This is a genomic window from Paracoccus haeundaensis (genome assembly GCF_006239215.1).
GTDB lineage: Bacteria > Pseudomonadota > Alphaproteobacteria > Rhodobacterales > Rhodobacteraceae > Paracoccus > Paracoccus marcusii.
On sequence record NZ_VDDC01000065.1, the window covers coordinates 1 to 8182 of the forward strand.

Genomic DNA, 8182 nt, shown 5'->3' on the forward strand with positions numbered 1-8182 from the left:
CGCTGCTCTGCGGACAACGGCGCATGCGTGAAACCGCTTGACTGAAACGACCCCGTTACCGAAGTCCTGACCCTAACACAACCTATCTGTCGCAAGCTCTGGTTCTTGTTATCGTAGGCGTGCCTAAATTCTGTGACAAACTTGCCCGTGCGAAGACAATGCTGGTTTTGTGCAGGTCAATTATGGATTTATTAGCAGAATCCGGTTAAGCATAAATTCGCTTAAGATGGAGATTCTCGGCGAATGTGCGCTTACCGGTTCTGCGATGTATGTGGGAACGAACTTGATAAGATGAACCCTCACAAGTATGGCTGCTTGTCATGCTACATCGCCTCAGGGCCAGATTGGCCGACGCGGTGGCTTGCAGACAGCACAGTGAGTACTGTCTGCAAGGTGGTATCGCTTACCGATTGGCGTGGAAAATTCCGTCGCCAGGTGTCGCCATCTCCATGAGCTTGAAATCGTTGCCGAGCGACCAAAGCTCACGCTGACAACTGCAACCTACCAACGCCTAGTAGCTTACAAACTCTGCAATGGAGCGACCACGCCGGGATCCGAAAACCGCCTTCTGGATCTGATTGATTAGATCTTTCTCCGAGTAAGGCTTTTCATAGTAGGCGATGACGTTATCGAGATTGTAGTTCTTCGGTCTAGGGTATGCTGACGTCACGATGACATCGATCTTCGGCCATCCGATTTTGATCTGCTCGGCAAGCCAGAAGCCGTCTTTCTCAGCGTTCAAGTCAATATCCGTAAACACGACGAGAATGTCGGGATAGTGCCTCAGCATTGTCAGGGCTTCATCCGCGTTCTTGGCCTCAACCGCCTCGAAACCCGAATCCTCCATGATCGAGACAGCTGTCATACGCAGAAGCCCTTGATCCTCTACAACGAGAACCACTGGGTCAAATTGTGATATGCTCATGCTCAAATTCTCGTCGTTACTACGGAACTGGTATACGAGAGAAGAAGGAGTTCCCAGCTCTACAGTTCCTCACTGAAAAATGCTGTTGCGGTTGATCGCTAGCAGAGGGCAGTTTCCGGGATCAGTGATGGGAATGACCACGCTCCGGTCCAGCTATCCGTACATACTTATTACAGAAGGCGCGATTCATGATTGAAGCACCGTCATCAGAGGCTGTCAGATGCCGGACACACTGGTCATGATCAGTTTAACACTATGCTGAGAATGTGGAATGACCTGAGACCCGACTCTCCTCCAGCCATTCGTAGAATCCGCGGGTTGATTGCGCTGCTCCCCAACCTTGGACCGCCGGATGCTGGAGTTTTCCGGTTTGTGCGCTGCTCCCCAACCTTGGACCGCCGGTTGCTGGAGTTTTCCGGCTTGGTCATGGCGACGGGCTGACTGCGCCGCCGGGATAATGCAGGGCGATCGGGACGTTATATCCGATCGCGCTATGGGGTCGGTCTTCGTTGTAGTGCCTACGCCAAGTCTCCAGTTTTTCCTGCGCGTCCGCAAGGCTCATGAACCAGTGCGCGTTCAGGCATTCGGACCGGAGCTTGCTGTTGAACGCCTCGATGAAGCCATTGTCAGTAGGTTTTCCAGGGCGTGAGAAGTCCAGGGTAACGTCGTTGGCATAAGCCCACAGGTCGAGATCGCGAGAGATAAATTCGCTGCCATTGTCGACCCGGATCGTCCTGGGATAGCCGACCTGGGCACAGACCCGTTCCAGTGTCCGGACCACATCCTCACCGCGATAAGCGAAGCGCGGGTCGGCTGCTGGACAGAAACGGGAGTGCGTATCCACGATCGTCAGGATCCGCAGCTTGTTGCCGAGGGCGAGTTGGTCATGAACAAAATCCATAGCCCAGACATCGTTCGGTCCGACTGCCTCCTGGCGATCGTCTCGCAGCTTGGCCTTCACCCGCCGTTTCGGGTTCTTGTTCCTGAGCTGCAGACCCAACTCATTGTAAATCCTGCGTGTCTTCTTGATGTTCACCTGCCATCCCTCTCGTCGCAGCAAAACGTGGACACGCCGATATCCGTAGCGCACCCGCGTTTCGCAGATCTCTCGGATCCTCAGCTCCAGTGCGGCCTGCCCGGTTCGGCGGGATTTGTAATGGTAGCTCGACGGGTCGAAGCACAGGGCACCACATGCCCGGCGGATCGATATGCCCCAGCTCACCAACATCCCGTCGACCAGTTCCCGTGTCCGGGCAGGCCTCAGAGCTTTCGGCGGATGACGTCCTGCAACATCTCCCGGTCGAGGGTCAGGTCGGCGACGATCTTCTTGAGCCTGCTGTTCTCGTCCTCAAGCGCCTTCAGCCGGCGCATCTCGTCAGGCAGCAGACCTCCATACCGTTTTTTCCAGTTGAAGTAGGTCGCCTGACTGATCCCGGCCTTGCGGCAGATCTCGGCCACCGGCGTGCCTTCCTCGCCTTGCTTCAGGATGAACGCCTTTTGCGCCTCCGTGAACCTCGATGCTTTCATCGTTCTCTGCTCCTCTCCCAGCCAGGGAAGGTTAACCGAAAACTCCAGCTTCAAACGGTCCAGTTTTCAGGGGGCAAAGCAACCCTATTGTACGCCTACTCCTGTACCCTCTGCTTCCAGCCGAGAGTGACAGGATAAGATCATTGCATAGCAGTGTGGTTTCTAGCCAAATGCAGAAAGGACCGTCCAAAAAATCTGCATATTCTCCTCGGAATATTTTTGGTAGGTTGCTAATGCTCCAGCCAAGCGTTTGCTATTTTATTTGGTACGATTTTGGTCACTATTATTGCATTCAAGGTTATAGCATGCTCTGTCATTGGCGGGTTCTCTTGCCACAACCCTTGGTGAAGCCAACTCTGAGTGCGTCTCGAATTGCAGCTAATACATCAAAGGTTCGCAAAATACGACAATATATTAAGAAAATATTCCTCAGCTTATGAAAATTGATTCACATTAACCTAGCTAGCGAGGGCTCGACGAAGCTGCTGAGCACAAGGCTCGCCCGTGAGAGAATGACCGTTGCCAGCTGCCTTAAGGATTTGATCAAGGGGCTGAGGCCGGCTGAAAAGATAACCTTGAAGATAATGGCACCCCACATCAGCCAGAATCTCTGCCTCATAGAGCGTTTCAACGCCCTCCGCCGTGATTGATTTTCCTAAGGTGCGGCCGAGGGATACAATCGAGTGTAGTACATTTGCAAGGACCTTGTCGTCTCCAAGCCCCGATACAAAGCTTCGGTCAATTTTAAGAGTATCGAGGGGCATCTTTTGAAGATAGCCGATGGAAGAAAAGCCGGTTCCGAAATCGTCAAGTGCCGTAGTGATTCCCATCTGTCTGAGTTGCTTCAATTGAGCTTGGACCGTATCGCAATTTGAAACAAGAACGCCTTCGGTAAGCTCAATTTCAATTCGGCTTGGTGATATGGAATGCTCTCCCAACAAGCGTGTCAGCGTCGGAATGAAACCCGACGACAGAAGTTGCAAAGGAGAAATATTGATATTAAAGCGTAAATCTGGCCTGCACTGCATGTCGCAAAATATTTTTTTAAGAAGGAGCGATCCAAGTTGGACTATCAGGCCGCTTTTTTCTGCAACGGAAATGAACACGTCAGGAGCAATAGGTCCGAGGGATGCACAATTCCAGCGCGCCAGCGCTTCCACCGAGTGTAATTCCATAGTCCGCGCATTAACGATAGGCTGGTAAAGCATATAGAACTCATCCGGCGATCTGATGGCCAAGCGAAGTGCTTCCTCGATTTTCCTTCTAAAAGTGTATTCCGCATCAAGCTCCGCATCGTAAACTGTGACGTGGTTGCCATCATCCTTTTTTGACGCATACATTGCACGGTCCGCATCTCCTAAAAGATCCTCAAAAGAGCGTGTTGCATCTTTTCTGGCAGCAATGCCATACGAAGATGTTATAGGAAATTGTAGGCCTCGGTAATTAAAGCAAACACCAGTTGCCTGCATGAAGCGGTCGACAGTGCAGCGAGATAATTCGATTATATCACCCGAAGTATTGACGACCGCGATGAACTCATCACCGCCGACACGAGAGACGAAAACTTGTTTGTCTGTTGCCGCACGTAAATTGTTTCCGAAAGTCTTGATGAGTTCATCGCCACCCTGATGGCCCGCAAGATCATTAACTTTCTTGAAGTTGTTAATATCTAGCAGAATCACTGCGTAATTGTTGATACCGGTAGACTCAAGGCGTTCGATATACTCCTTAAGTGCAAGGCGATTGGGAAGGCCTGTTAATGGATCGGACCGTGCAAGTCGATTGGCATCGTCCTCCCGCAGGGCAAGAGTATTTGCGTGGTCGCGCAGGAGGCGCGCTCCGCCAATACCGACACCCCCGAGAACGATAAATATCAGCGCGATTATAGGTGCTATATGGCTTAGAAGTTCGTTTCCTGGGTGCGGCGGAATCCAGTCGAGATATGCTATTGGCCTGCCATCAACACCGATTAGTGGCGTTGCGATTGCAGGGTTTCTTAGGGAGTTTGATAGTCGAAGATCTGTAACATTTGAGCTGGTCGCTATGTCGGTCAACTGCGCATTTGTAACTGTTCGTAAAATAGCTCCAATTGACGCTTCATCTCGGTTCGCCGTTGCAAGAGCCTCTTCGGTATCTGGCAGGATGCGTGACGCGCTTCCGAATTGAACCTCGCCATCTTTCAAGATAGCGAAATCGAATGTGGCCCGACCTTCGCGTGGCAACCTGTCTACGCCAAGACGTATCTGCTCCAAAGCCCAGATTGAGAGAGATGACTGGTGTGGCGCTCGGGTTCCGGTAGAGTTCCAAGCCAAAGGATCTTTTAGCAGACCATCGTAGATGACGGCGCGATCAAACATATCTCCGTTGACGGCCGTGATGCCATAGTTATTTGAAACAAACTCAAAGTCTTTGTCGATAATTGCTTGATATACATCGCCCCAATTGTTGTAGTCTCTGGCAAATTGCCTGACCTGATCATGCAGCAGACTGATATTGTGAACGACCTGACGGCCAGCTTCGAGTTCTGCTTGGTGGTTGATTTGCCTTCTCAATGACTCCAGTGATACTCCAATCGCCAGATAGAGCAACAATGTGCCGTAAAGCGCAACGGTGGCAATGCGATTGGATAGTCCGATTGAAGCTCCAGAAAACATCACCATCGTCAAACGTCCTGTTGGGAAAGATTCAGGCAAGAATATTAAGCACAACTTCTCATTTGCAGTTGTGCTAACTTCGATATAGGAGCGAGCATGCCAACCTCCGCAGTTACTCTTTGATGGGCATCTTGCTGAAAGATCTTCGTATAGAATTCACGAATGTCCTCGGCATGTGCATGTCCTTTGTTCGGATCGAACTCAACGACGGTGACTGTGCTGTAATCGCATGTCAGCTCGTCACCGACTTCTATGTCTCGAGCGGCATACATATGCTCACCATCGTCGGTGAGATTGGGTTCGTCCGAGTGGTTCATGAAGTAGTCACCATCTAATCCGATGACGAAGGTGCCTCGCTCCTTGACGTACCAAGCATGGCGGGCAAACATTCGAAGAACATGATCGGGCATCTTAAGCAGCTGCTCGATTGGAACTTCTCGGTCTACAACCGGGCTGAAGGTCCAGACAAGCTGCCCAGCTGCAATTTTCTCATTTGAGAAAACTCCTAGGCCATGGATCGTGCTTTGGCTGATGTTGTGGTCTACAGTCAGCATGTTGCTTCGTTGCCTCGATTGTGTGGACGGTGTCGCTTGGCAGTTCTACGTTTTGTGCAGCACGAGAATTGCAGCGACGGCAAGCCCGATTCCTGTCAATTCCCTCGCCGAAATAGCTTCTTTGAAAACGAAGCATCCGAGGGCAAATAAGATTAAAATATTTGAGCAGCTATAGATGATGCCAACCGTGGCCAGAGTGTGGTTTTTCATGAGGGAGAACCATCCAATTGCCGGTAGTGCATAAAGTGCTGCTCCAGCCATGAATTTCGCTGATGCAATACCCTGCGTATTCAACGATGCCGCCTTGATCAGGTAGTCACCGGCCGCCGTGGCAGCCACGATCATGAGAAGGATGACAGTTGTGGTCATGCAGGCGCCCTTTTCCCATTATTCTTGAAAGCCCAACTATCGCGGTATTTTTACTGAGTCGGCTCATGAGAAAAGAATGCCGGATATTGGTTAATTTGAAGTTAAGGTCCGGTTCGATATGACGCGACGGATGCGGCAACTTTCACGGCTGCAAGGGCAAGCCCGGTGCCATCTGCGACGTAGTACGCTGCGGGCGAACGCTCGGGCCAGCATGAGAAGACCATAGATGCCCAATGCTCGCGAGATCGCGGGCGATTAGCGGCCCTGGCGCCGTATCGGATTATGGGCTCCGGGGCGGTAATCGATGATGCTGGCGAATAGGGCAGGGGCTCATCCGGTAAGCGCTCATCAACTTTAAGATAGATAACGATCGCGTCACGGTTGTGTTTTGACCCTCACTATGTGAGTTGCATCAAGCGCAGACATTTTGGCGTGATACGCTAGGGTAGAATGAGATCCGATATGACCAGGCATATGAGCGATGACCTCCTGGACGAGATCGAACAACGCGCGATGGCCGAGCGGATCCTGCTGAACATTCTGCGCGCAACGCTCGCCTTTCCGGAAGCGATGGATCGCAGTGGTGTGGCGACGATGATCTCAGCTGCTGCCACGGAGCGCCAACGGCATGGCGATTACGGTGCAGCTGATCTGCTCCGCCACTGGAGGGTAATGGTTGATGGCTGGGACTGATGGTCATGCCAGACGCAACATTCTGGCCGTCACCCGACACGTAGCCCTTTGAGGATAGGACGGTTTGGTCCGTAATTTTCCGTACCGCAGTGAGACACTGCTTCAGCCCCATGATCTCGAGTTCCGGATGATCCTGGAACACCCGCGATCCCGGAACAGCAATATGGCCGTTACAGGCTACCTGCATTGCGAGGACGGGATCTTCCATCAATGGGTCGAAGGTCCGGAAGCCGAACTTCGGATTGTTGAACGGTGTATCTATGAGAGCCGATCTCACTACGGGCAAACCATTCTGAGCAGGGATGCCGTCTCCACCAAGCAGTTTCTGGGCTGGCATATGGCACTTGGAGTTTCCGAAAAGAACTCGCTTTTCGACTTCGTCGCGATACAGGGTGTCAGGACCTTGCATCGAACGGAGTATGCTGCAGGTGTGCTTGCCTTCATGCGCGCGCAGTTCGATACGACTTCGCCCTTCTGATGAAACAATTGTCTCCTAGAAATGGAGGCAAAGCCTGACGCGCCGCAGGTACTTCTCTCTTATGCCTAGGTACTCAGTCCCAGCTGTCAAACTAGCATATACTGCTGCCGCTGGATGACTGCCTTTATGCCCTGCAGCCTTCTATTCCACATCTGACGCGCGCGGCACTGCATCGGTGTCTTCAGCACCACGGTATCTCTCGACTGCCTGACGTGGGAGGCGGCAAGCCGAAGCGGCAGAAGTTCAAACGCTACCTCATCGGCTTCTTCCATATCGATATTGCCGAAGTGCAGACTGCTAAGGGCAAACTGTTTTTGCTCGTTGGCATCGACCGCACAAGCAAGTTTGCCGTGACCCAGCTCGTCGACAAGGCGGACAAGAAGACGGCGTGGGAGTTCCTGAAGCACATGCTCGAAGCATTCGCCGGCAGGCAGCTCATCCTATCAAGTCCACACCATCCTCACCGACAACGGCATTCAGTTCGCCGAGCAGCCGCGGAATCGCAGCGCCATCTCTCCCCGGCCCATGCGCTTCGACATGATCTGCGAGGCCAACGGTATCGAGCAGCGCCTCACCGAGCCAAACCACCCTTGGACGAATGGTCAGGTCGAGCGGATGAACCGGACGATCAAGGACGCGACCGTCAAACGCTTCCATTACGACGATCACGACCTGCTCCGCACCCACCTGGCGGACTTCATGGCAGCCTACAATTTCGCTCGCCGGCTCAAGACGCTCGGAGGGCTCACGCCCTACGAATACATCTGCAATATCTGGACAGCCTAGCCAGGCAAATTCATCCTAAACCCGATCCATCAGATGCCGGGACTGAACACCTAGCAACTGTATCTCTCAGACCGTTGCTGCGGCCCATTTTTGACGGCTCTTGCATAAGGCGTTCGAGATAGTGACAAGCTTTCTGGTGACGGCGGTGATGATGACCTTGTGCGGTTTTCCGGCCTTGCGGAGGCGATCTGCAAAG

7 protein-coding genes and 1 pseudogene are annotated in these 8182 nt (G+C 52.4%); 3 read left to right on the forward strand and 5 right to left on the reverse strand.

Translation table 11 applies throughout. The annotated features are described in order from the left end of the window. Positions 1-511: 511 nt before the first annotated feature. From FHD67_RS19380 to FHD67_RS19400, 5 genes are all read right to left on the reverse strand, one after another. Positions 512-925 carry a response regulator gene (locus tag FHD67_RS19380; protein ID WP_139599747.1) on the reverse strand — a complete coding sequence of 138 codons (414 nt, stop codon included), beginning with the start codon at positions 923-925 and terminating at the stop codon, positions 512-514. A gap of 424 nt (positions 926-1349) precedes the next feature. Beyond that, positions 1350-2452, reverse strand: a protein-coding gene (locus tag FHD67_RS19385; RefSeq protein ID WP_139599748.1) for an IS3 family transposase whose coding sequence is annotated in 2 segments (ribosomal slippage) — positions 1350-2191 and positions 2191-2452 — 1104 coding nt in all. Because the reading frame shifts where the segments join, the coding sequence is not laid out codon by codon here. 458 nt (positions 2453-2910) lie between these two features. Continuing rightward, positions 2911-5112 carry a bifunctional diguanylate cyclase/phosphodiesterase gene (locus tag FHD67_RS19390; RefSeq protein ID WP_139599749.1) on the reverse strand — a complete coding sequence of 734 codons (2202 nt, stop codon included), beginning with the start codon at positions 5110-5112 and terminating at the stop codon, positions 2911-2913. A 38-nt stretch (positions 5113-5150) separates the two neighbouring features. After that, a complete protein-coding gene (locus FHD67_RS19395) occupies positions 5151-5660 on the reverse strand; it encodes an SET domain-containing protein (RefSeq protein WP_139599750.1) in 510 nt (169 codons plus the stop codon). Positions 5661-5705: 45 nt separating this feature from the next. Next, positions 5706-6029, reverse strand: coding sequence for a hypothetical protein (locus FHD67_RS19400; RefSeq protein WP_139599751.1), 324 nt, complete (start codon positions 6027-6029; stop codon positions 5706-5708). Between the two features lie 474 nt (positions 6030-6503). On the opposite strand from FHD67_RS19400, the gene FHD67_RS19405 reads away from it, so the two are divergent. The 3 genes and pseudogenes from FHD67_RS19405 to FHD67_RS19415 form a co-directional block, all read left to right on the forward strand. Continuing rightward, complete coding sequence (locus FHD67_RS19405) at positions 6504-6722, forward strand: hypothetical protein (protein WP_139599752.1); 219 nt, start codon at positions 6504-6506, stop codon at positions 6720-6722. Positions 6723-6786: 64 nt separating this feature from the next. After that, entirely contained in the window at positions 6787-7200 is a 414-nt protein-coding gene (locus tag FHD67_RS19410; RefSeq protein WP_139599753.1) for a BLUF domain-containing protein, read from the forward strand. Between the two features lie 95 nt (positions 7201-7295). Continuing rightward, positions 7296-7986, forward strand: a pseudogene (locus FHD67_RS19415) (integrase core domain-containing protein); the annotation flags it as partial. Positions 7987-8182: the final 196 nt, after the last annotated feature.

Excerpts from the sequence above, each read along its gene's own strand:
- FHD67_RS19390 (WP_139599749.1), bottom strand. The coding sequence starts at position 5,112 with ATGGTGATGTTTTCTGGAGCTTCAATCGGACTATCCAATCGCATTGCC.
- FHD67_RS19405 (WP_139599752.1), top strand. The coding sequence starts at position 6,504 with ATGAGCGATGACCTCCTGGACGAGATCGAACAACGCGCGATGGCCGAG.
- FHD67_RS19395 (WP_139599750.1), bottom strand. The coding sequence starts at position 5,660 with ATGCTGACTGTAGACCACAACATCAGCCAAAGCACGATCCATGGCCTA.
- FHD67_RS19380 (WP_139599747.1), bottom strand. The coding sequence starts at position 925 with ATGAGCATATCACAATTTGACCCAGTGGTTCTCGTTGTAGAGGATCAA.
- FHD67_RS19400 (WP_139599751.1), bottom strand. The coding sequence starts at position 6,029 with ATGACCACAACTGTCATCCTTCTCATGATCGTGGCTGCCACGGCGGCC.